At 37.4% G+C, this 26823-nt stretch carries 26 protein-coding genes; 10 read left to right on the top strand and 16 right to left on the bottom strand.

Annotated elements, in window-relative coordinates; translation table 11 throughout:
• Positions 1–6: 6 nt before the first annotated feature.
• Both ezrA and IGL49_RS01415 read right to left on the bottom strand, forming a co-directional pair.
• On the bottom strand, positions 7–1743 hold the full coding sequence (gene ezrA / locus IGL49_RS01420; RefSeq protein WP_104853821.1) for a septation ring formation regulator EzrA: 1737 nt from the start codon (positions 1741–1743) through the stop codon (positions 7–9).
• A 185-nt stretch (positions 1744–1928) separates the two neighbouring features.
• The gene (locus IGL49_RS01415; RefSeq protein WP_104853820.1) at positions 1929–2615 is read right to left on the bottom strand and encodes an HAD family hydrolase; all 687 of its coding nucleotides are present in this window, start codon (positions 2613–2615) and stop codon (positions 1929–1931) included.
• A 186-nt stretch (positions 2616–2801) separates the two neighbouring features.
• Here IGL49_RS01415 and IGL49_RS01410 point away from each other — a divergent pair, with 186 nt between their 5' ends.
• Positions 2802–4154, top strand: a complete 1353-nt coding sequence (locus tag IGL49_RS01410) for an aspartate kinase (protein WP_438748965.1) — start codon at positions 2802–2804, stop codon at positions 4152–4154.
• A gap of 22 nt (positions 4155–4176) precedes the next feature.
• Here the strand turns inward: IGL49_RS01410 and IGL49_RS01405 are convergent, their stop codons facing one another.
• From IGL49_RS01405 to IGL49_RS01395, 3 genes are read right to left on the bottom strand one after another with little or no spacing between them, the layout of a single operon-like run.
• Positions 4177–4713 carry an HAD family hydrolase gene (locus IGL49_RS01405; RefSeq protein ID WP_104853818.1) on the bottom strand — a complete coding sequence of 179 codons (537 nt, stop codon included), beginning with the start codon at positions 4711–4713 and terminating at the stop codon, positions 4177–4179.
• A gap of 16 nt (positions 4714–4729) precedes the next feature.
• Positions 4730–5563, bottom strand: coding sequence for a DUF72 domain-containing protein (locus IGL49_RS01400; RefSeq protein WP_104853817.1), 834 nt, complete (start codon positions 5561–5563; stop codon positions 4730–4732).
• 53 nt (positions 5564–5616) lie between these two features.
• Complete coding sequence (locus tag IGL49_RS01395) at positions 5617–6351, bottom strand: acyl-ACP thioesterase domain-containing protein (protein ID WP_002413507.1); 735 nt, start codon at positions 6349–6351, stop codon at positions 5617–5619.
• A gap of 272 nt (positions 6352–6623) precedes the next feature.
• On the opposite strand from IGL49_RS01395, the gene IGL49_RS01390 reads away from it, so the two are divergent.
• Together IGL49_RS01390 and IGL49_RS01385 are read left to right on the top strand one after the other, a co-directional pair.
• On the top strand, positions 6624–7208 hold the full coding sequence (locus IGL49_RS01390; protein WP_002355225.1) for a lytic polysaccharide monooxygenase: 585 nt from the start codon (positions 6624–6626) through the stop codon (positions 7206–7208).
• Positions 7209–7250: 42 nt separating this feature from the next.
• A complete protein-coding gene (locus tag IGL49_RS01385; protein ID WP_104853816.1) occupies positions 7251–8297 on the top strand; it encodes a chitinase in 1047 nt (348 codons plus the stop codon).
• 95 nt (positions 8298–8392) lie between these two features.
• Here IGL49_RS01385 and IGL49_RS01380 read toward each other — a convergent pair whose 3' ends face one another.
• Together IGL49_RS01380 and IGL49_RS01375 are read right to left on the bottom strand one after the other, a co-directional pair.
• Entirely contained in the window at positions 8393–8704 is a 312-nt protein-coding gene (locus IGL49_RS01380) for a DMT family transporter (RefSeq protein ID WP_002361148.1), read from the bottom strand.
• Positions 8701–9057: a DMT family transporter gene (locus IGL49_RS01375; protein ID WP_002386054.1), complete on the bottom strand. Its 357-nt coding sequence runs from the start codon at positions 9055–9057 to the stop codon at positions 8701–8703. Before IGL49_RS01375 ends, IGL49_RS01380 begins: the two co-directional genes overlap by 4 nt.
• A gap of 261 nt (positions 9058–9318) precedes the next feature.
• Here IGL49_RS01375 and IGL49_RS01370 point away from each other — a divergent pair, with 261 nt between their 5' ends.
• On the top strand, positions 9319–10293 hold the full coding sequence (locus IGL49_RS01370) for a ring-cleaving dioxygenase (protein ID WP_016635236.1): 975 nt from the start codon (positions 9319–9321) through the stop codon (positions 10291–10293).
• 21 nt (positions 10294–10314) lie between these two features.
• On the top strand, positions 10315–10935 hold the full coding sequence (locus IGL49_RS01365) for a flavin reductase family protein (protein WP_104853815.1): 621 nt from the start codon (positions 10315–10317) through the stop codon (positions 10933–10935).
• A gap of 44 nt (positions 10936–10979) precedes the next feature.
• Here the strand turns inward: IGL49_RS01365 and IGL49_RS01360 are convergent, their stop codons facing one another.
• On the bottom strand, positions 10980–12308 hold the full coding sequence (locus IGL49_RS01360) for an aminopeptidase C (RefSeq protein ID WP_104853814.1): 1329 nt from the start codon (positions 12306–12308) through the stop codon (positions 10980–10982).
• A gap of 149 nt (positions 12309–12457) precedes the next feature.
• On the opposite strand from IGL49_RS01360, the gene IGL49_RS01355 reads away from it, so the two are divergent.
• Together IGL49_RS01355 and IGL49_RS01350 are read left to right on the top strand one after the other, a co-directional pair.
• Positions 12458–12847 carry a GntR family transcriptional regulator gene (locus IGL49_RS01355; protein WP_002358356.1) on the top strand — a complete coding sequence of 130 codons (390 nt, stop codon included), beginning with the start codon at positions 12458–12460 and terminating at the stop codon, positions 12845–12847.
• On the top strand, positions 12847–14217 hold the full coding sequence (locus IGL49_RS01350) for a PH domain-containing protein (RefSeq protein WP_104853813.1): 1371 nt from the start codon (positions 12847–12849) through the stop codon (positions 14215–14217). Before IGL49_RS01355 ends, IGL49_RS01350 begins: the two co-directional genes overlap by 1 nt.
• A 44-nt stretch (positions 14218–14261) precedes the next feature.
• Here the strand turns inward: IGL49_RS01350 and IGL49_RS01345 are convergent, their stop codons facing one another.
• The 6 genes from IGL49_RS01345 to IGL49_RS01320 form a co-directional block, all read right to left on the bottom strand.
• Complete coding sequence (locus IGL49_RS01345; RefSeq protein WP_104854744.1) at positions 14262–14468, bottom strand: heavy-metal-associated domain-containing protein; 207 nt, start codon at positions 14466–14468, stop codon at positions 14262–14264.
• Positions 14469–14489: 21 nt separating this feature from the next.
• Positions 14490–16976, bottom strand: a complete 2487-nt coding sequence (locus IGL49_RS01340; protein ID WP_104854743.1) for a heavy metal translocating P-type ATPase — start codon at positions 16974–16976, stop codon at positions 14490–14492.
• A 15-nt stretch (positions 16977–16991) separates the two neighbouring features.
• Positions 16992–17432, bottom strand: coding sequence for a CopY/TcrY family copper transport repressor (locus tag IGL49_RS01335; protein WP_002358353.1), 441 nt, complete (start codon positions 17430–17432; stop codon positions 16992–16994).
• A 127-nt stretch (positions 17433–17559) separates the two neighbouring features.
• Positions 17560–18723, bottom strand: coding sequence for a cation:proton antiporter (locus tag IGL49_RS01330; RefSeq protein ID WP_104858668.1), 1164 nt, complete (start codon positions 18721–18723; stop codon positions 17560–17562).
• A 20-nt stretch (positions 18724–18743) separates the two neighbouring features.
• Complete coding sequence (locus tag IGL49_RS01325) at positions 18744–20111, bottom strand: TrkH family potassium uptake protein (protein ID WP_104854741.1); 1368 nt, start codon at positions 20109–20111, stop codon at positions 18744–18746.
• A 131-nt stretch (positions 20112–20242) separates the two neighbouring features.
• A complete protein-coding gene (locus IGL49_RS01320) occupies positions 20243–20785 on the bottom strand; it encodes a dihydrofolate reductase family protein (RefSeq protein ID WP_085443748.1) in 543 nt (180 codons plus the stop codon).
• Between the two features lie 246 nt (positions 20786–21031).
• On the opposite strand from IGL49_RS01320, the gene genR reads away from it, so the two are divergent.
• The 3 genes from genR to genA all read left to right on the top strand — a co-directional run bounded on the left by genR (position 21032) and on the right by genA (position 24791).
• A complete protein-coding gene (genR, locus tag IGL49_RS01315) occupies positions 21032–21793 on the top strand; it encodes a transcriptional regulator GenR (RefSeq protein WP_104854740.1) in 762 nt (253 codons plus the stop codon).
• A gap of 203 nt (positions 21794–21996) precedes the next feature.
• Positions 21997–23331: a PTS sugar transporter subunit IIC gene (genB, locus tag IGL49_RS01310; protein WP_104854739.1), complete on the top strand. Its 1335-nt coding sequence runs from the start codon at positions 21997–21999 to the stop codon at positions 23329–23331.
• A 26-nt stretch (positions 23332–23357) separates the two neighbouring features.
• Positions 23358–24791, top strand: a complete 1434-nt coding sequence (gene genA / locus IGL49_RS01305; RefSeq protein WP_104858251.1) for a 6-phospho-beta-glucosidase GenA — start codon at positions 23358–23360, stop codon at positions 24789–24791.
• Positions 24792–25030: 239 nt separating this feature from the next.
• Here genA and IGL49_RS01300 read toward each other — a convergent pair whose 3' ends face one another.
• Positions 25031–25207: a hypothetical protein gene (locus tag IGL49_RS01300; protein ID WP_162782601.1), complete on the bottom strand. Its 177-nt coding sequence runs from the start codon at positions 25205–25207 to the stop codon at positions 25031–25033.
• A 26-nt stretch (positions 25208–25233) separates the two neighbouring features.
• On the bottom strand, positions 25234–26712 hold the full coding sequence (locus IGL49_RS01295; RefSeq protein ID WP_104854737.1) for a hypothetical protein: 1479 nt from the start codon (positions 26710–26712) through the stop codon (positions 25234–25236).
• Positions 26713–26823: the final 111 nt, after the last annotated feature.

The raw sequence follows: 26823 nt of genomic DNA, 5'->3' as shown, positions 1-26823 counted from the left end.
GTTTAATTAAATTGCTGTTAAATTAGGGTTATTGATATTTTTAAAATAAAAATCTTCGATTCGTTTGAACGCTCCTGGCTCAACAGCTTCCAAGGCCGTTCCAATTTCATCTAATGCATCTTGATAACGGAATTCTGTCGAGAATAAATACATGCTTTTATCTAAAGCCGTTCGGATGTTCTCATGAGTATGACGATAGCGGTTTGCATATTGCATCATTTGTTCTGTCAAAGCTGCTGCATTGACTAAATCTTTTGTTTTCTTATCTAATAACTCTAAATCATCTTCGCATAAGTCACACAAACGATTGATTTCATCCATGTTAATACGCATTTTATTTAAGGCACGGCTTAAATCTTCAATTCGATCTGTTGCCACATAGAAAAATTCCAAGTAATCAGCAGACAAACCTGGCAATCGTTGCTTTTCAACATACCGTTTGATACTCCGTAAACGGAATTCGTATTCGTCAACTTTTTCTTGGGCGACTTTTTCGCCTTTTCTTAGTTCTTTCAATGAAGCATCGATTTCTAATTGTTGATTTTCAATATCATCTAAAATCTTATAGCATTCTTTATAGAACGCTTGAATTTCAGAATAAGGAACGGTATGTTCTTTCATTTGAGGTTCCAAATCTTTTTGACGGCGAATAATTTCTTCAATTTCCGTTTGGAAACCACGACTACGTCCTAGCTCGTTATTGTTTAAGGTGTAACTTTGTGAGACATGGTCCAATTCAATCATTAATTGACGGTTATTTTTTAAGGAATGAGAAATATAATCATCAATAATTTTTTGATTGGTCACGACATATTTCTTCGCTTCGATTTCACGTTCCATCACTTCATATAATGCATCGATCGCCGTTGCTGTGTCGCGATTTGCGACCTCTACTGCGGCAATCTCTGTTTTTTCTAAATCAGCCATTGAATTCTCCACACGTTTTTTCGCATGTTGAATTTCTTCAGCAAAGTTTTGTTCAGGGAATACATAATCGTCAGCTAATAATTGGTTGTAGCCTTCTTCAATTTCTTTTAATTGATCCGGGAAAGTTTCATTTAATTCTTCATACATTGGTGGAATCCGTTTCATCAAGTCCTCCAATTCATACGTATGACGTTCCGCATCTTCTAGAACTTCTCGAGCCTCGATTGGATCGCCTGATGTATTTAGAGTGACAAATTGTGTGAATTCAATTTCGACGTTTCTTAATTGTTTTTGGATTTCGGAGTAAGCTGGACCAAAGCTAGCTTTATCATCTTTTAGTGATTTACTTAATTCTTCATAGACATCCAAAGCTTTTTGAACTTCTAATGAATTGCGCTCTTCACTTTCACGTAATTCTTTCAAGCCATTACGAATGACTTCCACTTCGGCTTCCATTTCGGTCATCGTTTCATTCGCTTCCACGACTGCTTTTTTCGCTTTCATGAAGCGGAAAATTTCATTTTGATTTTCGACTTCATAAATTTGACTTTCTAGTTCGGCGAAAGAACGCGTTGATAGTTCTACCCAACGTTGATTCCATTCACGGAAACTATTTTGACTCTGTCCAACTAAATGCATTTTTTTGATATCATCAATTTCTTCAAAGACTGGCAAGTCAAACAGGGCTTCTTTACGAACTTCTAGTTCATTTAATTGTTCTTGATTTTTTTTGCGCATAAAATAACCAATTAAGTATAGCACCGCAGCAATAATAACGATTACTAGTACTAAAATGATAATCCAATTATTCTTCATTTTGGCTCCTCCGATAATTTTTCTATAATAAAAGAAAGGTTGTTTGTTCTCTTCACACGGTTATCTATTGTTTCTGACCCTTGAAAAAGGCCATTCTTGCAGAAATACCTATAGAAAATTATAGCACAAACTGTATATTCATTCACTAGTTATAACAAACTTTTTTAAGAAAACCCACGATCTTCTTACGAAGGGGTTGATTCACTACTTTCATCGATTCGATTTTCACTAATTTTTTTACAAATATCACTTAGTTGTGTTAAGAAGGCATCCGCTTGACTTTGATTCATGCCAAAGTGTTCATCTCGCATAGCCCAAACTTCTAGCCCAGCTTCTTTCGCAGAGGCAATGCCTTTTTCTGAATCTTCAATGGCTATACATTCCTGTGGAGCGACAGCTAATTCTTGTAACGTGTGCAGATAAATATCCGGCGCTGGTTTACTTTCTTCGAAATCTTCCCCACTCACGACCGCATCAAAATAACTACTTAATTGCCCCACTGTCAAAACCTCTTCTATTGCGTCTTTTGTGGAAGAAGAAGCTAATCCGATTTTATAGCCTTGTCTTTTTAAAAATTGTAAAACACGTTTCGCATTTTCATCAAGCACAGCTAAATAATCTATCGGATGCGCTTTTTTATAGGCTATGTATTGTTCATTTAAAAAAGCAATATCTAGCTCTTTTTTGTTGACTTGTTCAATCTTTTGCCATAATGAACGCATATCTGCACCGACTAATTCTGGCAAGGTTAGGCCCTCAATGGTCAAATCAAATTCCGCTAAAAATGCTTTACGTCGCTCATAATAATAAGCTTCGCTATCTACTAGGACACCGTCCATATCAAAAATAATGGCAGTTTTGGATTCTGTCATACTATTTAACTCCTTCGTTACGACTCATATCTTTACAGTTTAACAAAATTTTAAGGAAAAATGAAGAACAAATATTTTCATGATTTCCTAACTTTCTGAAAATAAGTGGTTGCTTTTCTAAATGTTTTTCGGTATCCTTTTACTAATCTACAAATGAGAAAATAATTAAAAACAGGAGTGATAAACGTGAACGTAGTTAAATTCGGCGGTAGCTCGCTAGCATCAGCACCACAGTTACAGAAAGTCTTACAAATCGTCATGGAAGAGCCGCGCCGAACGTTTGTCGTTGTATCCGCTCCTGGAAAGCGAACCCCGCAAGATATTAAAGTGACTGATTTATTGATTCAATACTATCAGCGCTACTTAAATAATGAGGAAATTGAACCGACAATCACTGCCATCATTCGACGTTATGAAGATCTTTTTGATGAATTACACTTGGATAAAGCAGTTTTAGCTGATATCGCTATTTCGATTCGCCAATTAGCCACTTTACCAAAAGAAAACAATGCTTTTTTATTTGACTATTTTTTAGCTAGCGGCGAGGACAATAATGCAAAAGTTGTTGCCAGTTTTTTCAAGCAAAATAGCTTAGATGCTCGCTACATTAGTCCAAAAGAATTAGGTCTCCTAGTGACACCTGAGCCAGGCAATGCCCGCATTTTACCAAAAGCTTTAGAGAAAATTAGTGCCTATCGTGAGACTCAACAAATCTTGGTTATTCCAGGTTTCTTTGGTTATACAGAAGCAGGCGAAATTTGTACTTTTTCTCGTGGTGGTTCCGATATCACAGGGTCCATTGTTGCCGCAGGTGTCCAAGCAGATTTGTATGAAAATTTTACTGATGTGGACGGAATTTATGTCGCACATCCTGGAATTATTGAACATCCTCAAACAATTCAAGAATTAACCTACAGAGAAATGCGAGAGTTAGCTTATGCAGGATTTGCCGTCCTCCACGATGAAGCCTTAATGCCTGCCTATCGTGCAAATATTCCAGTCGTTATCAAAAATACCAACAACCCACATCATCCTGGCACCCTAATTACCACTTCTCGCAAAGTGAAACATGCTCCTGTTGTAGGAATTGCTAGTGATCAAGGATTCGCAAGTATTTACATTAGTAAGTATTTAATGAATAGAGAGTTAGGTTTTGGGCGACGGCTCTTAGAAGTACTAGAAAAATTAGCCTTAAGCTATGAGCATATGCCCTCAGGAATTGATGACATTACGATTGTTTTAAGAGAAGACCAGTTAACCACTGAAATTGAAAATCGGCTGATGACCCAACTCCAAGAAGTTTTAGCGCCTGATGAGTTACGCATCACGCATCACCTTTCCATGATTATGATTGTCGGCGAAGGCATGCGCCAACGAATTGGGGTTACTGCTGAAAGTACAATGGCGTTAGCCAAAGAAAAAATCAACTTAGAAATGATTAACCAAGGATCTTCGGAAGTAAGTATTATGTTTGGTATCAAAAAAGAACAAGAGGAAAAAGCCATCAAAGCCTTATATCGGACGTTCTTCCATGATTAATAAAAAAGACGAATGAGTTTTCTCATTCGTCTTTTTTATTGCTCTCAGTAATTTTCAATTGGCGTTGAATTTCCGCTTTAATTTTAGCTTCTGGCGCAAAATCTTGTTCCCAATTTTCAGGTTTTAATACTTTGTTTGTTTCTGGATCATAATGTGGCTGCCCATCTGGAAATAATTTTCCCATATTGGCTTGATGAACGATTTCAATAATTTTTGTTGGATTGACGCCCATTAAGCAAAACGAACCATAAGTAAAATACAATAAATCGACTAGTGCATCCACTTCCTCCACTAAAGGATCAGATACTGGTTTGCCTTTCGCCAAGACTTTCTGCTCTGCTTTATCGACAGATTTTTTTAATCCGTTGACCAATTGTTGAAAAAGCACCTGGTCATTATCAGCAGCACTATATAAAAATTCCACAAGTTCTTCGACTTTAAACTCTGCTCGTCGACTGGCTAGCTCTGGCGAAAAAGCAGTTGGTTGCTCTGGTTGTTGTGGATTAAAAACCTCGTGGAATGCACAAGCCATTTCATAAGGGGATTGCTTTTCAGACATTCAGCTACCTTCTTTCTCAAAATAAATCTAATTGTTTTGGATTCAAATCATCGTAACTCAAATTCAAGACTTTTTGCATCTGTAGGGCGTTTTCTGCAGCATCACCGCCAGAATTATTATTAAAAATTACGCCCACTTCTTTGGCTTCTTGCGACATTTTTAAAACAGCTTCGCTTAAATCAGCGATTTCTTGCGTATTATAATGATAGAGGGTTCTTTTTTTACGCCACTCTGAATCATTGGCTAACCAGCCAGCCGCATTACGTCCGTGAAACCGGAAGAGCACGAGATTAGGATTCGTTACATAAGGATAAAAGGGCACTGGATTCGTAGGGATCTGCGGTTCATCTACAATCACAAGTGAAAATTGATTTTCTTTCATAAATTGCAACATTTGTTTTACAAAGTTTGGTTGATACCATGAATTATTTCGTAATTCAATGGCGATGGGTAGGTCTTTAAACCAGTGACGAATTTTTTGCAAGTAAGCGACATTTTCTTTCGTACAACCAAATGTTCCTGAAAATTGTACCAGAAAGGCAAATAATTTTTTACTTTCAATTAACGGGGCCATACTTTCTAAAAAAGCGGTGATCATTTCTTCTTCACTTGCATAATAGGTTTGCCACTCACCTTGACAACTGATTCCACTATAAACTTTCATGACAAAGCGAAAGTTTTCTGGAACTGCTTTGACCCATTCAGCTACTCGTTCTTTGGGAGGAATCCCGTAATACGCCGTGTCCATTTCAACTAGCGGCAAATGACTGGCGTATTCATAAAGCGTGGCCCGTTTTTTCCCAGTTAAATAGTCGTGTTCACTAAAAGATGTTAATCCTAAGCGAATCATGTCCTTCCTCCTCTGCGTAACTTTTTATTTTTCTATATTGTCAGCTCAACTTCTTAGTTTGTCCAATCGATATTCGCTTCACAATAGATTTGACCATCAATCCGAATTTCATGGCGCGTTTTCAACTGATTTTCTTGTTCGACAATTTCGTAATGACTTTCGACTTCTTGGCCGTATTCTACTTCTTTGTCAAATTTCACAAGAATTTTTTTCGGTTGATGCGTTGTTAAAAAGTCATACCCTAACACGTCCAATAACCAATTAAAGTAAATCGCATTGTTGACATGTTGATTGCCATCAATATCAAAAAAACGCACGCGATAAGGTAAAAAGTTCCCCTCTGTGACTTTTTCAATTTTTTCATGGCGATAAATTTTAGTGATTTTTTCAGAATCAAAAGGTGCAATAATTTCTGGTAACACACTACTGATTTTCCGATTTTTTTGATCCATTAAGACAAAGGTTGATTTCACAAAGACACATTCATTGCCTTCTTCATCATGAACCCAAAAGTTACGATAACAAAAATATTTGTTATAACTCATTGCTTGCGTTGTAATTGCTACTTTTTCACCAACTTTTGGTAAGCGGTGAATCTCTATTTCATAATTGGTGATGACCCAACCTAGGCCAAATTGGGCGACATAAGCCGCATCTCTTCCTAGTAATTCTGTTTGTTCTTCTGATACTTTAATAACAACCGCTAACAAAGCCGGTATCTTCATTGCGCCAGTAAAATCGCCGTCATAGTAGGCAACTTCATAAGAGGATGTATGTTTTTTTCCCACGAAATAATCTCCTTTTTCCAATGGCTACTTTCGTGTCATTGTTTCTTATTAAAAGTATACCACGTGATTTCTTCAATTGCGATTCTGAATAAAAAATTAACAAAAATTCGAAAAATACTATTATTTATATTATTTAAAACCATGGTTAATATCACTAAAAAAATATTGACTTATTTAAAAAATAACATTTCTTATTATTTGTATCTGAAAGATTATTATGTTATATTCCTAACTGTAAGCGCATACAAATAATTTTTTAGGAGGTTTTTTTCGTGAAAAAGAGTTTATTAACAATCGTCCTGGCTTTTAGTTTTGTTTTAGGTGGCGCTGCATTGGCCCCTACTGTTTCGGAGGCTCATGGTTACGTGGCAAGTCCTGGAAGTCGTGCTTTCTTTGGTAGTTCTGCTGGGGGTAACTTAAATACAAATGTTGGTCGTGCACAATGGGAACCTCAAAGTATCGAAGCGCCAAAAAATACGTTTATTACTGGTAAATTAGCCAGTGCAGGTGTCTCAGGTTTTGAACCTTTGGATGAACAAACAGCTACTCGTTGGCATAAAACAAACATTACAACAGGTCCCCTTGACATCACTTGGAACTTAACTGCTCAACATAGAACTGCTTCTTGGGATTACTATATTACGAAAAATGGCTGGAACCCAAATCAACCATTAGACATTAAAAACTTCGACAAAATTGCTTCAATCGACGGCAAACAAGAAGTTCCTAATAAAGTTGTCAAACAAACAATTAATATTCCGACAGACCGCAAAGGTTATCATGTCATTTACGCTGTCTGGGGCATTGGTGATACTGTGAACGCCTTTTACCAAGCAATTGATGTGAACATTCAGTAAAAATACCCACATCTTAAACTAAATTAAAGGAGTTCTCAAAAAATGAAGCTAAAAAAAATAATTCCTGCTTTTCTCCTTCTTTCGACCGTTGCAGTGGGCTTGTGGTTAACGCCTACTCAAGCTTCTGCAGATGCTGCGGATACGATGGTAGATATCTCTGGCAAAAAAGTGTTAGTTGGGTATTGGCATAACTGGGCCTCAAAAGGACGCGATGGTTACAAGCAAGGAACATCAGCAACGTTGAACCTTTCAGATGTCAATCAAGCCTACAATGTCGTACCGGTTTCCTTTATGAAAAGCGATGGTACGACACGGATTCCTACGTTCAAGCCTTACAATCAAACGGACACTGCCTTCCGACAAGAGGTCGCACAATTAAATAGTCAAGGTCGTGCAGTTTTATTGGCACTTGGTGGAGCAGATGCACATATTCAATTAGTCAAAGGTGATGAACAGGCCTTTGCGAATGAAATCATTCGTCAAGTGGAAACATACGGCTTTGATGGTTTAGACATCGACTTAGAGCAATTGGCAATTACTGCTGGCGACAACCAAACCGTCATCCCTGCTGCGTTGAAAATAGTCAAAGACCATTATCGAGCACAAGGAAAAAATTTCATCATTACGATGGCGCCAGAATTTCCTTATTTAAAACCTGGTGCCGCTTATGAAACCTACATTACTTCCCTAAATGGTTATTATGATTACATTGCCCCACAATTATATAACCAAGGCGGCGATGGTGTCTGGGTTGATGAAATTATGACTTGGGTCGCCCAAAGCAACGATGCTTTAAAATACGAATTCCTCTATTATATGTCTGATTCATTGATCCATGGCACGCGCGGCTATCTACAGATACCAAACGATAAATTAGTCCTTGGTTTACCAGCAAATCGGGATGCTGCTGGTAGCGGCTATGTCGTTGAGGCCAGCCCTGTAGCCAAAACTTTTGACCAGTTAGCAAAAGATGGTAATCCTATCCGTGGCTTAATGACTTGGTCTGCAAATTGGGATGTTGGTCAAGATGTCAACGGCAAGTCCTACAACAATGAATTTGCGACACGTTATAGTAACCTCGTAAAATAAAAGCTATTTTGAGACAGAACACCGCGTTTGGTTCTGTCTCTTTTTAAATTTTACTCGCCTGTCTTTCAATAATCCAAACAGTATTCTCTCACTTTCTAACCAATTAATTTTAAACCAATCACAGAAACAATGATTAAAAAAATAAAAAATATCCGGCGTGGGTCTTTTGATTCACCTAAGAGCATTCCTAAAATAGCGCCTCCTGCTGTACCAATTCCTGTCCAAACCGCATAAGAAACGCCCATTGGTAATTGTCTCATTCCTAAATATAAGAATAAAAAACTACCACTAAACGCTAGAATTAAAATTAACAATGAACGTAAGTCTTTTTTTGTTGTAAATAATTTAATTGAACCTACGCCAAAGATTTCAAAACAGCCTGCAATGACTAAGTATAACCAACTCATCTTGTTTCCTCCTCTTTATTTCCAGTTACCATTTTTAAGCCAATCACACCTATTAATAACAGCAACAGAAAAAGAACTTTCCCTATGCCCAATGGTGTGTGGAATAAAAAATGATCTGTCACAATAGTTCCAGCACTACCTAAGCCGACAAATACAGCATATGCTGTGCCCACTGGCAATTCCTCTCCTGCTTTAATCAGCGCATAAAAACTGATAAAGATTGCAATTACTGTCCCTAAAATCTCCCACCATGTTGTACTATGCTTCATGCCAATGACCCAAATCACTTCACAAAAAGCGCCAAAAATAACTTTTAACCAAGCTTTACTCATCTTGTTTTCCTTCCCTTCCAAACAAAAAAAGTGCCAACAAACAGTTCAGCTATGGCCTAAGAACTGTTCATTAACACTTTAGTCGCAAGCATCCGGCGATGTTTACGCAAGTTTATGTATTAAAATATCTCAGGTTATTATATTCTTATTTTTTAAAAAAATCAACTAGAAAATAATAGTTCGAATTCGAGACATTTCTTTTGCATTTTTAGGACTAATCATTTAAACTTACTTTTAGTAAGTTAATTAAAAAATTATTTTTCTTTTAGGAGGATTTTTATTATGAATACACAAATTTTAGGTTTACACCACGTCACTGCCATGACTTCAAGTGCTGAAAAAATTTATCACTTTTTCACCGATATTTTAGGTCTACGTTTAATTAAAAAGACTGTTAATCAAGACGATATTGAAACATATCATTTATTTTTTGCTGATGATGCTGGCTCTCCCGGAACAGACATGACTTTCTTTGATTTCCCAGGCTTACCTAAAGGAAGCAAAGGAACCAATACAATTTCTCGTACTTCCTTCCGTGTAAAAGATGATGCTGCTTTGGATTACTGGGTGTCACGCTTTAATGAATACGCAATTGATCATGGAGAAATTCAAGAACGTTTTGGCAAAAAGTATTTAGAATTTGAAGACTTTGACAATCAACGTTACCAGCTTATTTCTGATGAAAAGAACCAAGGTGTTGCAGCTGGCACGCCTTGGAAAAAATCTAACGTTCCTAGTGAACATGCTTTAATCGGCTTAGGTCCAGCCTTTGTAACTGTCGAAAATTACGAACATCTGCAACTAGTTTTAACTGAAGTTTTAGGATTCAAATTGATTGATGCTGAAGGTAGTTTCCATTTATTTGAAGTTGGTGAAGGTGGGAATGGTGCCAGCATTATCGTAGAGCATCGGGAAGATTTGCCAGCGGCTCAAGAAGGCTACGGCAATGTCCATCACTTAGCCTTGCGTGTTGCCGATGAGGAAGCACTACGTTTCTGGATTGAAAAAATTAATCGTTTGGAATTTCCTAATTCTGGCTTTGTGGAACGTTTTTACTTTAAATCTGAATATTTCTTGGCAGCAACACATGTTTTATTTGAACTGGCAACCGATGGTCCTGGGTTTTTAGAGGATGAAACCTACGAACACGCTGGCGAAAAATTATCATTACCGCCATTTTTAGAACCAAAACGGGCAGGGATTGAAGAATTTGTGCGTCCTTTCGATACTTCAGATGCGAATGTTCAAAGAAATTAGTATTTTTTCTAGGAGGCTCCTATGATTCATTACAATAGTAACGAGTTATCTGCAAAAACAGCGTATAAATTTTTATCAGGAAGCATTATTCCTCGGCCAATCGCTTGGGTTACAACACAAGATACAGCTACAGGTATCGTCAACGCTGCCCCCTTTAGTTTCTTTAATGCAGCGGCAGCTGAAATTCCTTTAGCAACGTTGTCCATTTTACGACCAGACAAAACGCCTAAAGATACGGCACGAAACATTTTGGCTACTAAAGAACTTGTCATCCATTTCGTTAACGAAGACGTTCTTACTCAAATGAATCAAACTTCGGCGTCTTTAGCAGCAGAAATCAGTGAAATTGACACATTCGGTATTGAAACCATTGCCAGCCAGACTGTTGCTGTTCCAGCAATCAAAGCCGCGCCGATTCGGATGGAAGCTCGCTTACATCAATATGTACCTATTGCTAACCATGAAGGTCAAATTATTACGGATTTATTCATTGTAGAAATTACCGATTTCTATTTTGATTCAGCCGTTTTTGATGAAGAACATCAGTACATTTTACCTGAAAAATTCCAACCGATTGCTCGTTTAGCAGGCAATGATTATACAACATTGGGCGAAATCCGTGAAGTTCGCCGTCCAACGTAGAAAGAAGGCCCCCGCCATGACGGCGGGGGCCTTCTTTTTCTGTTTTAGGCTAACGCACCCATTGGATCCCAAGGTGCCAAAACAGTTGGTGCTTGTTCCCAAGCTTTTTTCTGTTCGTCAGTTAATAAATCTTTGTGCACAACGATTTGATAAATGTATTCGTCCATCCACGCATCGCTCATGACAAAGAAGCCATTTTCACCGACTTTTTCGCCCCAGCTATTTTCCACTTTCCATTTTGTTGTTTGGCCATCAATGATATCAACACCTGTTAAAACCATGGCATGTGTCATTAAGCTTTCACCAAAGTCTAAACGTTCTGCTTTAGTCATCGTAAAATCAATATCAAAAAGATCGTTCATATCGTAAACGTCTAATGCCATAATTCCTGTGTCACGTGTTGAAGATTGGCCGACATCACAACCAAACCAAACAGATTCGCCTTGTTCCAACTGTGCAACAGCTAATTTTTTGAAAGCAGCCATTTCTACATTTAAATATTTAACTTCTTTGCCGCCGACAACATTCCCTAACATTTCAACAGTGTATGTTTTGTTGAAGGGTTTATCTTCTGTAGGAGCATTAATAATACTTACATAATCATGTAAATTAACGCCAACGTATTTTTCAAAGAATGTTTGCGGTGTTAGATTTTGCTCCAAATGATAATTTTTTTCTTCGTCACGGTATTCAAAATCAAAGGTTTCTGGCGGCGTTCCTAAAGAGATTGCTAAGAAATTATAAATTTCTTGTAACATTGCTTCTTTGTTTTTTTGGACTTCTTCAGCAGAAGCGCCTTTTTCAATTAAACTACGTAAAATTGTTGCATCTTTGCGTAATTTTTTATTTAAATAGTTGTTTAAATCACGTGAATTGGAACTGTTGCTACTTTCAGGCATTGCCGTTTTAGGTACTACGCCATATTTATCAAAAATTGAAACAATCATATCCCATTGACCACCATCTTGTTGTGGTGTAGCTAATAAAAAGGCCACTTTACGACTAGTCAACGGTTGATCGGCTGTTGCAATAATATTTTCATAGAAATAATTTGATTTTTCATATTTATCCCAGAAAAATGTATAGTTTTGTGATAATTCAAAATCTTTTAATTGAAACGTATTTAACATTCTATGTCTAAATGTATTTAACGCCGCAAACATCCAGCAGCGACCGCTTTGTTTTTGATTGGCCACTTTTCCAGTAGCTAAGTCGACTGAAAAGACGGGTACGTTATTCACGGCTCCTTGTACAGATTCACCAGAAGCGCTGATACCATTTTTTACTACACTACGTTGTAAGGCATTTTGTTTATTATTGTTCAAGAAATCTTGATGGAATTTCTCTGTTAATTTTGGTTCAATTGCTGTCATTTTTTCATCGTCCTTTCATTTTACGTTCTTCTTCATTATATGCTTCTCTTTAAGCAGAAACAACCATTTACTCTAAATTCCTTGCTTTCTAACTCTTTTTGTATTAGTATATATAATACAGGTAGCGCAAATAAGACAGGAGTGATTCGATGCTTTTAGAAATAGATGAACAAAGCGAACAACCGATTTATCAGCAACTCATTGATCAGATCATTGTAGGCATTGCCAAAGGTGAACTGGTTCCCAATGAAAGTTTGCCTTCTATCCGACAATTGGCAGACGAAATCGGGGTCAATATGATGACTGTTTCAAAAGCTTATAACAAGTTAAAACAATCAGGTTATATTGTGACTGACCGTCGTAACGGTACCAAAATTGCCGCAAAATTACCTGCTACCGCTGTTTGGCAACAGCAATTGCATGAGCGTTTAGAACTTCTGTTAGCTGAAAGTTTTTTACATCAGCAATCCGAAGCAGAAATCCAAGCACTTATTCAGAAAATTTATCAAAATTTTGATTCGAAAGGGCGTGCATTATAATGGCGGTATTCTTTTATTTCATCCTAGTTTCTGTCGCTTTTTTTATGGCATTTACTATGGGGATTTATGCAAATCCTCACAAAAATATTATTTTGGAAAACACTTTACCAGAAGATAAACTACAAGATCCCAGCGTTCAAGCAATCCGAAAACGTTATAAAAAACACTTGGTTCAATTAGCAGCCATTTTCAGTGTTCTTAGTTTACCTTTGTTATTTATTCCTTATGATTCGATTTTATTGTTCCTTTTTCTGTTACTTTTATTTAGTTTTATTGGCAGTGGCTACTATCTGCAAATTGTTTATATTCGCAAAATGGCCGCTTTAAAAATGCAAAACGGCTGGTTGCTTCCTAAGCGTCCTCTCTTAATCGACACACAATTAGTTTTAAATAAAAACCAGAAACTTATTTCATTTTGGTGGTTTTTACCTGCGATTATTCTTACTTTTGCGGGGGGCTTTTATTCCTTGCAAACGGCGATTGGTTCTTGGATTCTTTTCTTAATTGCTGTTTTGATGTTAAGTTTGTTCATTGGCGGCTATTATTTTGTTGCGCGCTTACCTGTCAAACCGCTAACTAGTGACTCAAAAATTAATCAGCAAATCAATGATTTATTTCGACATCATTGGTCTGTTTTAATGGTTTTATCGGCCTTAGTTTTTGCGCCGTTAACCATTTTACCAACTTTCACAATTGTCATTGATTATACGGTTGCGATGACCCTTACATTTTGTTATTTTATTCTTTTGTTTGTTTATGTAGGCTTTCTTTTCTACTACCTATTTTCAATGCGTAAAAAACAAGACCAATTCGTTTTACAGGCCGGCGACTATCGCTATGGGGATGATGATCAATATTGGCGGTATGGGATTTATATCAATCCAAAGGACCCCAAAATCATGGTTCCCGATCGCATTGGTATGAATTTATCTATTAATCTCGGTCGTCCTGCTGGGAAAATTATTCTAGCTGCTACTGGTATTTTAACGATTGCGGTGCTGTTCTTTGCCACAGTACCGATGTTTATAAATGATTTTTCTAACCATGCCTTTCAAGCAACCATCGAAAAGAAACAAATTGAATTATCTGCCCCATTAGCAAAAACGAGATCGATTCCTTTTAACCAAATCGCTGCTGTTTCTTTGATTGATGACTTACCTCAAGAACGCATTCGCACAATGGGCGCTGCGACAGATAGTTACTTAACAGGAGAATTTAAAGTCGCTGGAAAACCTGCTTATTTACTAATTTATACAAAAAGTCAGCCGATTCTGAAAATAGAAACACGGGAGAAAGTTTATTATTATACTGCGCGTGATGGTCAAGAAACGACTAAGATTTATCAGGAAATTAAAGCAAAACTTCCATAACAAAAAAACAGGGCCTACGCATGATGGTAGGCCCTGTTTTTTTGTTATTCGCTGACAACTTTGAATTTTGTATCTGCCAACGTAGTATTCAGTTCATCCTGACTTACTTCACGATCTGCTGTCACAACGGCTGTATGATCTGCCAAGTGAACCGCAACATTCGTTACGCCGTCAATGCCACTAAATTTTTCAGTGACTGCTTGAACACAGCCCTCACATTTCATTCCGTCAATTTTTACTGTTTTTTCCATTTCACTTCATCCTTTTCAATTTTATTTTTGACTTCCACTAGTTCTTTTCACCGCCGAAGGTTTAAATCCTTTTAAGCGTAAGGCGTTTAGTAAGACAGAGACTGAACTAAAACTCATAGCTGCTGCTGCAATCATTGGACTTAACAAAGGTCCACCAAATAAGTGTAACACACCCATAGCCACTGGAATACCTAATGTATTATAGGCAAATGCCCAGAAAAGATTTTCTTTGATGTTTTTGATAGTCGCTTTACTTAATTCAACTGCTGTAGGCACATCCATTAAATCACTGCGCATTAGCACAATGTCGGCCGATTCCATCGCAACATCTGTGCCTGAACCAATAGCAATCCCCACATCCGCTTGGGCAAGTGCTGGTGCATCATTAATACCGTCACCCACCATCGCAACTTTTTTGCCTTCTGCTTGTAGTTTTTTCACTTCTAACGCTTTATCTTCTGGTAAAACTTCACTTAAGACACGATCGATACCTACTTGTTTCGCAATCGCCTCGGCAGTACGCTGGTTGTCTCCCGTAATCATCACGGCTTCGATCCCCATTTTATGCAAACGTGCAATGGCTGTTTGACTGCTATCCTTCACAGTATCTGCTACCGCAATGATACCCGCAAATGAACCATCTTTTGCCACAAACATTGGGGTTTTCCCTTCTTCTGCCAAACGATCCGCTTGTTGAACAAACGTTGATAGCTCGATGGCTTCTTCTTTCATTAATTTTATATTGCCCAAAAGTAGGACTCGTTCGTTGACTGTCACACGGATGCCGTGACCTGGAATCGCTGAAAAATCGCTTCCTTCTGCTAATGGCAATTGACGTTCTTTAGCCGCTCCCACAATTGCTTCACCTAGAGGATGTTCTGATCCTTGTTCTGCAGAAGCAGCTAATGTGAGTAACTCAGCTTCTGAAAGTGCTGAATCAGCAATTAAAATATCTGTAACCACCGGTTTGCCTTCTGTAATAGTCCCTGTTTTATCAAACACGATTGTTTGAATTTTATGGGTTGTTTCTAAAGCATCCCCGCTTTTAATTAAAACGCCATTTTCGGCGCCCTTACCTGTTCCCACCATAATCGCAGTCGGCGTTGCCAAGCCGAGCGCACAAGGACAAGCAATCACTAACACAGAAATGGTAATTGTCAAAGCGAAAATCCATGACTCTTGTCCTAAAAAGAACCAAGCCAAGCCAGAAAGAACAGCCAAACCAATGACGATTGGGACAAAAACACCCGAAATTTTATCAGCTAATTGTGCAATCGGCGCTTTTGAGCCTTGCGCATCTTCCACTAATTGAATGATTTGGGCAAGGGCCGTCTCTTTTCCCACTTTTGTCGCCTTGAATTGAAAGCTGCCATTTTTATTGATGCTAGCACCAATTACTGCATCACCGACTTTCTTTTCAACAGGCAAACTTTCGCCCGTTAACATGGCTTCATCCACAGAACTACTGCCTGAAACAATCACTCCATCAACAGGGATTTTATCTCCTGGGCGAACAATCACAATGTCATCCAACTGAACAGCATCAACTGGCACTTCAATTTCTGCGCCATCACGTAAAATATGAGCAGTTTTCGGCGCTAAACCCATTAATTTTTTTATTGCATCTGAGGTTTTCCCTTTTGAAACAGCTTCGAAATATTTTCCTAACGTAATTAAGGTTAAAATAACACCCGCTGATTCATAATAAAGAGCCATTGTAAAACTTGTGTCTCCTAAAAATATCATGACTGTACCATATAAACTATACACAAAAGCAGCACTGGTTCCTAAAGCCACCAAAGAAAACATATTCGGATGACCTTTAAATAATGCTTTAAAACCAACTGTGAAAAATTCTCTGCCGACATATAGGACAGGTAACGTCAAAATCAATTGAACCATTGCAAAAGTCGTCGCATGTGTCATTGGATTCAAAAAATCTGGCAATGGTAAGCCTACCATGTGTCCCATCGCAATATAAAGAAGTGGCACTGTAAACACCGCTGAGAGCCAAAAACGTTGCCACATCTCAGCAATATGTTTTTGTTTCTTTTCGCGATCTTGGTCCGCTGTTACACCGGCAGTGACTTCTTCTGTCGCCTGATAACCTGCATCCGTAACTGCTTTGATAATTTCAGCACTCGTTACTTGATGGTCGTCATAACTAACCACCAGTTTTTCCGTGGCTAAATTAACAATCGCTTGTTGAACACCAGATAATTGGTTCACAGCTTTTTCAATCGTTTGGGCACAGGAAGCACAACTCATTCCTTCAATCGCAAACGTTCGTTGCTGGGCTGGGCTAATCGCCTTGTAGCCAGCATCTGACACAGCTTCCTTAATTTCTTCTTCTGTGACTGCCGTCTGATCATACGTGACACTTAATTTTTCCGTAGCTAAATTGACACTTGCCTTTGCCATCCCAGGTAACTTCGCCGTAGCCTTTTCAATCGTTTGGGCACAGGAAGCACAGCTCATCCCTTCAATATCAAACGTTTTACTTTCCATTTTTTTCACTCCTTTTTAAATTAAATGACATTGGCATTGACCAGGAATACAGTTGCAAGGGACGGATTCAACCGCCGTCTTGCGCTTCTCTTTCAAGAGTTCCTCTAATCGATCCAAATCGTCATAACTCAACTGACTCTCTGTTAAAATTGTTTCTACCACGGAACCAACTTTACGGCTGCACACCTTGGCTAAAAGTTCATCTGCCACCGTTTCAACGCTCCGACGTTCTTCTACTAGCGGATAATAAATATATTTATTGCCTGCTTTCTCCGTCCCAACTAACCCTTTATCTGTTAAACGACTTAGTAACGTCTTGACGGTCGTTGATTTCCATTCTTTCTTCTCATTTAAAAGTGTATGCACTTCACGACTCGTGGTTTTGCCTTGGGTCCAAATAACCCGCATGACTTCCCACTCTGCATCAGTAATTGTCGCTAATTTATCTTTTGCCATACTCGTTAAATTCCTCCTTCATCAATAAAAAAGAGTTCAAGATTATCGACTACAAATGTAGTCGTTTATCTTGAACTCATCATATAGCTATTTTATTTTTTTGTCAACAACTTCTGCTCATCTTTTTTTATTGCAACTCAGATTCTTGTTTTTTAACAAAGTATTTCAATAAGAACGGTGCAACTAAGGTCGTTAAGATAATTACCACAATCATGCTCGTATAATACGCTTCTGAAAGTAATTTAGATTGGTAACCAATTTGCGCAATGATTAATGCCATTTCCCCACGCGAAACCATCCCAGCACCAACCATCAAGGAACTTGTATTGGAGAAACCAACCATTTTCGCTCCCCAGGCGCCGCCCAGTAATTTCGTTAAAATCGCCATAATCGTCATTACCAAAATAAAAGGTAAATCTTTTCCTAACGTGTTAAATGTCACTGATAAGCCAATGCTGGCAAAGAAGACAGGAATAAACACGGCATAGCCAATAGCTTCAATATTGAAATCAATTTCTGTTTTTGCATCCGTTTGTCCCACAGCAATCCCTGCAAAGAAGGCACCTACGACAGAACTTAAACCAACTAAATCAGCCAAATAAGCCATGCCCAAACAGATAATCAATGACATGATAATAACAGACGACCCAATGTTCATTTTTTGACTTAAACGTAGTAAATAGGGAGCGATAAAGCGGACCAAAAAGAAAATCCCAATAAAGAATAAGCCTTGTTCAATTAACTTAACAATAAAGCTGACTTCTGTATTGCCGCCTGTACTTGCACCAATCATGCCGACAGCGACACTTAAAATAATCACGACCACGATATCGTCAACGACAGAAGCCCCAAGAATCGTTGCACCTTCTTTACTACTTAAAACATTCAACTCTCTTAATACTTCTACTGAAATGCTGACCGAGGTTGCTGCTAAAACTAACCCAAGGAAAAAAGCTTCTTTCCAAGAAAAAGCAAACAGCTGACTAATCAACATAGTAAAACCAACCGGTAAAACGATGCCCAAAATAGCGACCATGACACTAGGTTTCGCATATTTTTTCAATAAGTCCAATTCACATTCCATTCCAGCAATAAACATCAGCATAATGACACCAATCTCTGAAAAGTCATGCACAAACACATCCTGATGCACAATATTTAACATCGCTGGACCCAACACAATCCCTACTAACAATTGCCCAATTACTGCAGGAATCCCTACTCTTTTACAAGCAACACCTGCTAAAGTTGTTGTAATTAAAATCAAACATAAAATACCTAAAAATTCCATTCTATTTCCCTCTTTCTCTATTAACCAATCATCACTGATTCTTTTGGATATTGAACTTTCGACTGACTTTCCAAGCCTTTCTTAATTAATGATAATAACACCGTGTACACACCGACACGACCGACGAACATTAGAAAAATAATCACCAGTTTACCAAAAACAGTTAAATCTGGTGTTAACCCCATTGTTAAACCAACCGTTCCAAAAGCAGAAATTACTTCAAAAACAATATACTCAATCCCGTTTTTTAAAGGTAATGTTTCTGTAAACGAGAGAATAACCGAAGCAGTTACACATAAAAAAGTTGCCAAGAAGAACAAAGTAAACGCTTGGAGCACTACTCTCTCAGGAATTGTGCGTTCATGGAATTCCACTCGCTGTTTCCCCTTAAAAATCGCACGAAATTGTAAAAATAACACCCCAAACGTGGTGGTTTTCAAGCCGCCAGCGGTTGATCCTGAAGTTCCACCAATAAACATCCACAAAATTGTGACAATCAGGCCTGGATTACTCATTTTTAAATAATCAACCGAATAAAAGCCAGCAGTTCTTGGTGTAACCGACAAGAACCAACTGTTGACAAGACGTTGCCAAAAAGACATGTCAGCTGGAAAATGGCGATATTCTGAAATGTAAAAAATAACGGTCCCTAAGACTAAAAAGGTGGCGGTCACCGTTAAAGCAAGGCGTGTATGAATACTAACACGGTGCTTAATTTTATTTTTATAGCCTTTAATCATTGTAAAAATATCGCGCCACACGATAAATCCTAAGCCACCAGCTATAATTAAAAAGCTTATGACTAGTAAAAGATAAGGCGAATTTTGATAAGGAACCAGACTATCTCCTAGCAAATCAAAACCAGCATTACAGAATGCCGAAACGGCATGGAAGAGACTAAAAAACAACCCTTTTTTCCACCCAAATGTCGGCACAAATTGAAAGGACAACAAGAAGGCTCCAAGTAATTGAATAATAGCCGCAAACTTCATAATATATTTCATTAAACGAAAAACTCCGGAAACTTCACTAACATTTAACGCTTCTTGATACAACATTCGTACACTTAGTGACGCTTTTTTTCGCAGCAAACTAAAGAAAATCGTGGCAACTGTTAAAAAACCTAAGCCGCCTAATTCAATCAAAATCATAATAATAACTTGCCCGATAGGACTCCAATGTTCCGCCGTATTCAAAGGCGAAAGTCCTGTAACACAGACGGCGGAAGTTGCCACGAAAAAAGCATCAATCCATTGTGTTTTTTGTCCAGCTTGTGCAGAAAAAGGCATCATTAATAAGATCGTGCCTACAACAATTAATAGAAAAAAGCCTAAGACAATTGTTTGAACAGGTGAAATATACAACCTTCTTTTGATCTGATGTTTCATTTTTTTCTCCTCTATCATTTCTTTGTCAATCAAAAACAACACAAACGGCTAGACAACTGTTGCTTTGTTCCTCTCGCCCTATGAGAAACTCAAAACCTTGAAAGCAACTTGCCCAACCGAATAATTATTTTTTAATTTTTGTTTTCACGTTGATAAATCGAATAAACCAACTCATTTTTTTGATAAACCTGTTTTAAACGAACTGGGATTGATTGAGCCATTGTCTCATATAGAGCAATACCCTCACCCAGAAACAGCGGCATTGTCGTCAAAATGAAGGTATCAATTAAATCAGCTGCCAAAAGCGGTTGAACCACTTTCGGGCCTCCAACAATCCAAATTCCCGCGCCGTCTTCTTCTTTGAGACGACGAATTAATGTGACTGGATCTTCCTTGGTAAAAGTTCTTGAAGCAGTTGATGGTTCTGGATGAGAGGTAATGATATAAGAATGCTTGTCTTCATAAAAATACACATCCGGGGACAACTCTTGTGTAACTTGATCATAAGTAGTCCGACCCATTACCACAGTGTCTATTTTTTCATACATTTCATCGTAACTACGATCTTCTTCATCGCCACGAATATTCTCTTCTAACCAAGCAACACCGCCTGCTTTATCCGCAATAAAACCATCAATACTCGCTGCAATAAATAAAATTACTTCTCGTGCCACACCAACGCCTCCTTTTCTCTTCTTATCTATTTTAGCTTGTTTTCACAAAAAACTCTAGGGGTGTGCATTGTTATTTTTAAAAGAAAAAAGAGAAAAACTAGGATAATTGGGCTACTTTTTGTAAAATAGAAAATAAGAAACTTTTTATTGAGTTATTTTGCATTTTTTTCAAAAAAAATAAGAATTGGTTTATTTAATTTACACAAAAAAATAACATATTCAGTTTTTATATAAAGGAGGATTACTTTGTTTGATTTAGAGAAGGTTCAGACCTTGAATGAATTAGAAATGCTCGTTTACCATTATGTACTGGAACATCTGCACCAAATCCCTCAACAGACCATTCGCCAACTGGCTACTTCCTGTCATGTCTCCACCTCAACGATTCTACGATTTTGTAACAAAATGGGCTATGCTGGCTTTTCCGAATTAAAATATGCAGTGAAAGAAGAAGCCAAACAAACACAAACGTTTGAAAATTTTTATGATGCCACGATTCACGTCGATGCTTTTTTAAAAAAATTAAACCAAGAAACCTATTACGAAATGCTTCGTCCAGCGATTCAAATGATTGTTCAAGCACGTCACATCGCCTTTACTGGCATTGGTACTAGCGGAATTTTAGGCAGTTATGGCAGTCGTTATTTTACCAACTTAAATATCAATTCTTACAGTATTGCTGATCCCTTTACGCCTATCCCCAAGCGTGGATTTGAAAATACATTAGCCTTGATTCTGTCTGTATCTGGGGAAACCAATGAAATGATTAAACAAATGACCGATTTTAAAACAGCTGGCGCCAAAGTGCTAAGCATTACCAACAATCAACATTCAACTATTGCCCGCTTGGCTGACTACAACATCTCCTATTACATGCCCGACGAACGTTCTCCATTTGCAGATAAATCAGTCAATACAACCACTCAAATCCCTGTCATTGCTTTAATTGAACTCCTAGCTCATCAAGCAAGTCAACTTTTAAAAGAACTAGATGAAACTCATTCCTAATCGTTTTTCAAAAAAGCTCATGCTGTTTTGGACAGCATGAGCTTTTTTGTTTTTTTCTTGGTACATGTTTCTCATTCAAGCAAAAGTCTATTTTTTCTTCAAATAACCTTATATAGTAAATGTGTAAACGGATACATTTGCATTTATATTATTCTTCAACGGATACATTTGCATTTATATTATTCTTCAAAGGAGAGATTTTTATGAACGAATGGATTAACGAGAAATTATTACCTCCAGTACTAAAATTCGTCAATACCAAAGCGATTACTGCCTTACGGAACGGGATGCTTTACACGATGCCTTTTACCATTGTTGGTTCCGTGTTTCTTCTCTTAGCGAATTTCCCAGTTACAACTATTTCTGAATGGGTTAACGCAAGCGGTCTGGCTGTTTATTTCAATCAAGCATATGGTGCATCTTTTGCGATTATGTCTTTATTTGCGGTCATCGGTATTGCCTACTCATATGTAAAAAGCGAGGGATTTGAAGGCCTCCCAGCGGGCATGATTGCCATGGTGGTTTTCATTTTGTTTATGTCATCTGAAGTCAAAGATGCGGTTTCTGGCGCAGTAGTTGGCAATGTCATCAACAAAGATTGGACAGCTGGCAAAGGGATGATTACAGCTATTATTGTTGGTTTGTTAGTAGGTGTTGTATATAGTTGGTTTTTACGTCATGATATTCGCATCAAATTACCAGAAGCTGTACCAGAAAATGTGGCCAATTCCTTTACTGCGTTAATTCCTGCCAGCGTCATTGTAACTGGTGCAATGCTAATTTTCATTCTTCTAGATAAAGTCTTCAATACGACATTCTTTGACTTTATTTACGAAGTGCTACAATCACCACTTCAAGGGGTCACAGATTCACTAGGTGGCGCATTACTATTAGGATTTGTCGTCCCGCTCTTTTGGTTTTTCGGTGTTCACGGATCAACAATCGTTGGCGGTATCATGGGCCCTATTTTACAAGCAAACTCTTTAGAAAACACCGAAATTTTGAAATCAGGAAAAGACTTAACACTGGCTAATGGCGGCCATATTGTTACACAACAATTTTTAGATCAATTTTTAACAGTCACTGGTGCGGGCATGACAATTGGGTTAGTCGTGTTCATGGTTTTCTTTGCCAAATCAGCTCAGTTTAAGCAATTAGGTCGTCTTTCAATTGGGCCAGCTGTTTTCAATATTAACGAGCCAATTGTCTTTGCTACACCTATCGTGATGAACCCAATCATGGCTGTGCCGTTCATTATCACACCGATTGTTTCTTCTGTTGTGACATATTTTGCCTTGTACACAGGACTGGTGCCTCTCTTTACTGCGGTGCAAGTTCCTTGGACTACTCCTCCAATTATTTCTGGACTTTTAGTTGGTGGTTGGCAAGCAGCGTTGCTTCAAGTAGTGGTACTGACGATGAGTTTCTTTATCTATTTACCGTTTGCTAAAAAAATGGATGCACTTAATTACGCAGAAGAAACCAATCAACCGATTACTGAAGAAACCCTTGAAAAAGTCGAAGCACAAAACGCATAAAAATTTGAACAAAGGACTGAAACGATATGTCAATTTTGAAAAATGATTTTCTTTGGGGCGGCGCTGTCGCTGCTCATCAATTAGAAGGAGGCTGGGACCAAGGCGGTAAAGGAGTGAGCGTGGCGGATGTAATGACTGCCGGTGCACATGGCGTACCTCGTAAAATTACCGCAGGCGTTTTACCCGATGAACATTATCCTAACCATGAAGCGATTGATTTTTACCATCGCTATCAAGAAGATATTCAACTATTCAAAGAACTAGGTTTAAATTGTTTCCGAACCTCTATTGCTTGGACACGAATTTTTCCTAACGGAGATGAAGAAACGCCCAATGAAGAAGGCCTTCGTTTTTATGATGCAGTGTTTGACGAGTGTTTGAAAAATGGTATTGAGCCAGTCGTGACACTGTCTCACTTTGAAATGCCTTATCATTTAGTCACAAAATATGGCGGCTTTCGCAATCGCCAGGTCATTGATTTTTTTGTCAAATTTGCTGAAGTCTGTTTCACTCGTTACCAGAAAAAAGTCAAATATTGGATGACCTTTAATGAAATTAACAACCAAACCAATTATGAAGAAGATTTTGCGCCTTTTACTAACTCTGGTATTGCTTACCAAAAAGGAGAAGACCGCGAAGCAATTATGTATCAGGCTGCTCATTATGAACTCGTTGCTAGCGCACGTGCAGTGAAAATTGGTCACGCTATCAATCCTGACTTCCAAATTGGCTGTATGATTGCAATGGTGCCTATTTATCCTTATTCTTGTAATCCTGAGGATATGATGATGAGTGTTAGCGCAATGCAAAAACGTTATTGGTTTACCGATGTTCATGTCCGCGGTCATTATCCAAGTGCAATTCAATGCTATTTGAAACGAAAAAACATTTCATTAGATGTCACAGAAGAAGATTTAACTGATTTAGCTAATGGCTGTGTTGATTATATTGGCTTTAGCTATTACATGTCGTTTGCTGTGAAAGGTGCAGAAAAGGCACCCACTTTTGACTACAATGAAGCAAAAGACTTGGTGCGAAATCCTTATGTAGCAACATCTGATTGGTGCTGGCAAATCGATCCTATGGGCTTGCGCTATGCAATGAATTGGTTCAATGATCGGTATGAATTACCACTTTTTATTGTCGAAAATGGCTTTGGTGCTATTGATGAGCTAGAACCAGACGGAACGATTAACGACACTTACAGAATCGCTTATTTACGTGCACATATTGAGATGATGAAAGAAGCCGTTGCGTATGACGGCATTGATTTGATGGGCTACACACCTTGGGGATTCATCGATTTAGTGAGCGCTAGTACAGGTGAAATGAAGAAACGATATGGCTTCATTTATGTAGATAAAGACAACGATGGTCACGGAACGTTGGAACGGCGAAAGAAAAAATCGTTTGCTTGGTATCAACAAGTGATTGCTACGAATGGCGAAGAATTATATTAAAAAAATTATTTTTAAACGATTACGTAATAAATAGAAGATTATTTAAAAATACTAAACAGAGTTTTTCATTGTTGAGCGATGCCCCTTCTTCAAATAACACAAAATACCTTAATTAAAAACAAGGTCGGGACGGAACCGTTTAGCTCCGAGAAATAAGAAGGAATTTCCGAAAATTGCTCTTTAATTTTTGGAGAATTTCGGCTTATTTCCGAAGGAGTTGGTTCTGTTCCCGCCGTTTATCAGGCTTGTTTTCTTCGCTTTATTTGTTGAAGTACTTCAACGATTTTTGTATCATCTCTTGAAATGACTTTCTCTTCAGACTCTTTGTAATACACACTTTTAATATATTTTTCGTGTCTTTCTTGATGACGAATTCGGTTAATTTCTTGAAGTAATTCGATCTGTTCTCTATCCACTGCAGTCCCTCCTGTTCACTCCTATATTACTGTCTGTTGCTGTCTGTCTCTCCTTCATTATCACATACTTCTATTTCCTCTTCAATTATTTTTGATGTTACTTTTACATCCTTGTAATTATGCTTCGCTAGATAAGTTAATAAAATTTCTGTCTTGCAAAATTCTTTGAAGATGGGCCATTCCATATAGAGGTTCAACAAATCACTATCGTTACCACTGTCCATTTTTTCTTTTTGCAATAATTCGTCTAAATAAGTTACTGCCTCCTCAAAATTATCTTGAATCAATGCTACGCATAGTTTGTGTTCGTTATCTGCTAAAGAAAAATCGGTCCGCTCAAGTAAATCTGTCAATCGTTGCTCTCTATTTGTCCACTTTAGACTTTGTAGATAATTAATAACGAGCATTAATTTCTGTTTTTCTGAGAAGTGATTACTATCTTTAAATAACATTTCTAAAACAACATACGCAATTTCATACTCCTCTGATAAAAGCTGATCAAATGCAATGCTATGATAATGGTCAAAAAACTTTTGAAAATTCTTGGGAAAGTACGATTTTACAACATAATAGTTTGCTTTAACTGCTATCACAAATAATAAATTTAGATTGGACAACAAATAATTAGTAGATAAAACAATTTTCTCCCCTATGCCAAATGGACTGCTGATTTCTTTTTGGTTACAAGCATTTACATATTTTTTATTCACTCGTCCTTCATTATGTATGATTAAATTACGTCTTAAAAAGAATTCATTAAATTGTTTTTCCTCTTCCCCAACCAATTCTTCAAAAAACTTTTTACTTGTATTTTTCGCTAGATGTTCTAGCCAACTAATCTGAGTACCTCTCATTACTTCTTCAACTGCTTTTTCTATTAAATATTCTTTCGCTTCTTCAATTCCTCCTAAATCTATCATTTGCTTATACGTCAACTGTTTTTCTTCAATTTTAGAATTTCTAGTATTTGTTATTACAAATGCTGTCATCTTGTAAAATAATGCTTCAAAGGCATTACTTAGAGAAATTAATGACGTTTCATATAATAATTCCTGCTGTCTATCTTCTTCTATAGACTTATTAATATATATATTCAACTCCTTAGCTATTTTATTGTCTCTAATTTTAAAAGAAAGTTCGTTTTCTTTATCTATGTAAAAAGTAACGCCCTTTTCTTCATTGGAAAATCTTTCTAAAATAATAGTAAACAGATTTCCTATCTGTAATTCATTGATATCTTTTTTCTTTAAAAAACGTTCTTCCGTTTTTTGAATAAATCTATTTATTTCTCTTAAAAATGATTGCTCATCTTCTTTCAGCAGTTCATACCAATGGTCTAGCATGATATATGCATAGACTATGGCTCTACCATCTTTAATTTCTGTGATTTTCATTCTAAAAGTAGTGTCCATGATTTCATCTATAGAACTTATATACTTTTTTATCGCATTCATTTGTGAAATAAATCTATCTAAATTTTCGAATAATCCTTCCAATAAAATCATTCCTTTACTTTTTCTCTTTATAATAAGTATACGTAGTTTATATCCTGTTTATTTCTCAATTTTTTTAAAGAATCAAGAAATATTTGAAAAAGTTTTTAAATATTGGCATAA

It is taken from the genome of Enterococcus sp. DIV1337a (assembly GCF_051712285.1).
GTDB lineage: Bacteria > Bacillota > Bacilli > Lactobacillales > Enterococcaceae > Enterococcus > Enterococcus faecalis.
Note: the sequence above shows the minus strand (reverse complement) of the source record. Positions and strands in the feature narration are given on the sequence as shown.

What these genes read in the sequence shown, in the direction of transcription:
- IGL49_RS01355 (WP_002358356.1), top strand. Translation starts at nt 12,458, where the DNA reads ATGCTTTTAGAAATAGATGAACAAAGCGAACAACCGATTTATCAGCAA.
- IGL49_RS01415 (WP_104853820.1), bottom strand. Translation starts at nt 2,615, where the DNA reads ATGACAGAATCCAAAACTGCCATTATTTTTGATATGGACGGTGTCCTA.
- IGL49_RS01380 (WP_002361148.1), bottom strand. Translation starts at nt 8,704, where the DNA reads ATGAGTTGGTTATACTTAGTCATTGCAGGCTGTTTTGAAATCTTTGGC.
- IGL49_RS01405 (WP_104853818.1), bottom strand. Translation starts at nt 4,713, where the DNA reads ATGTCTGAAAAGCAATCCCCTTATGAAATGGCTTGTGCATTCCACGAG.
- IGL49_RS01335 (WP_002358353.1), bottom strand. Translation starts at nt 17,432, where the DNA reads ATGGCAAAAGATAAATTAGCGACAATTACTGATGCAGAGTGGGAAGTC.
- IGL49_RS01385 (WP_104853816.1), top strand. Translation starts at nt 7,251, where the DNA reads ATGAAGCTAAAAAAAATAATTCCTGCTTTTCTCCTTCTTTCGACCGTT.
- genB (WP_104854739.1), top strand. Translation starts at nt 21,997, where the DNA reads ATGAACGAATGGATTAACGAGAAATTATTACCTCCAGTACTAAAATTC.
- IGL49_RS01330 (WP_104858668.1), bottom strand. Translation starts at nt 18,723, where the DNA reads ATGGAATTTTTAGGTATTTTATGTTTGATTTTAATTACAACAACTTTA.
- IGL49_RS01400 (WP_104853817.1), bottom strand. Translation starts at nt 5,563, where the DNA reads ATGATTCGCTTAGGATTAACATCTTTTAGTGAACACGACTATTTAACT.
- genA (WP_104858251.1), top strand. Translation starts at nt 23,358, where the DNA reads ATGTCAATTTTGAAAAATGATTTTCTTTGGGGCGGCGCTGTCGCTGCT.
- IGL49_RS01295 (WP_104854737.1), bottom strand. Translation starts at nt 26,712, where the DNA reads ATGATTTTATTGGAAGGATTATTCGAAAATTTAGATAGATTTATTTCA.
- IGL49_RS01325 (WP_104854741.1), bottom strand. Translation starts at nt 20,111, where the DNA reads ATGAAACATCAGATCAAAAGAAGGTTGTATATTTCACCTGTTCAAACA.
- IGL49_RS01365 (WP_104853815.1), top strand. Translation starts at nt 10,315, where the DNA reads ATGATTCATTACAATAGTAACGAGTTATCTGCAAAAACAGCGTATAAA.
- IGL49_RS01345 (WP_104854744.1), bottom strand. Translation starts at nt 14,468, where the DNA reads ATGGAAAAAACAGTAAAAATTGACGGAATGAAATGTGAGGGCTGTGTT.
- IGL49_RS01370 (WP_016635236.1), top strand. Translation starts at nt 9,319, where the DNA reads ATGAATACACAAATTTTAGGTTTACACCACGTCACTGCCATGACTTCA.
- IGL49_RS01350 (WP_104853813.1), top strand. Translation starts at nt 12,847, where the DNA reads ATGGCGGTATTCTTTTATTTCATCCTAGTTTCTGTCGCTTTTTTTATG.
- IGL49_RS01360 (WP_104853814.1), bottom strand. Translation starts at nt 12,308, where the DNA reads ATGACAGCAATTGAACCAAAATTAACAGAGAAATTCCATCAAGATTTC.
- IGL49_RS01340 (WP_104854743.1), bottom strand. Translation starts at nt 16,976, where the DNA reads ATGGAAAGTAAAACGTTTGATATTGAAGGGATGAGCTGTGCTTCCTGT.
- ezrA (WP_104853821.1), bottom strand. Translation starts at nt 1,743, where the DNA reads ATGAAGAATAATTGGATTATCATTTTAGTACTAGTAATCGTTATTATT.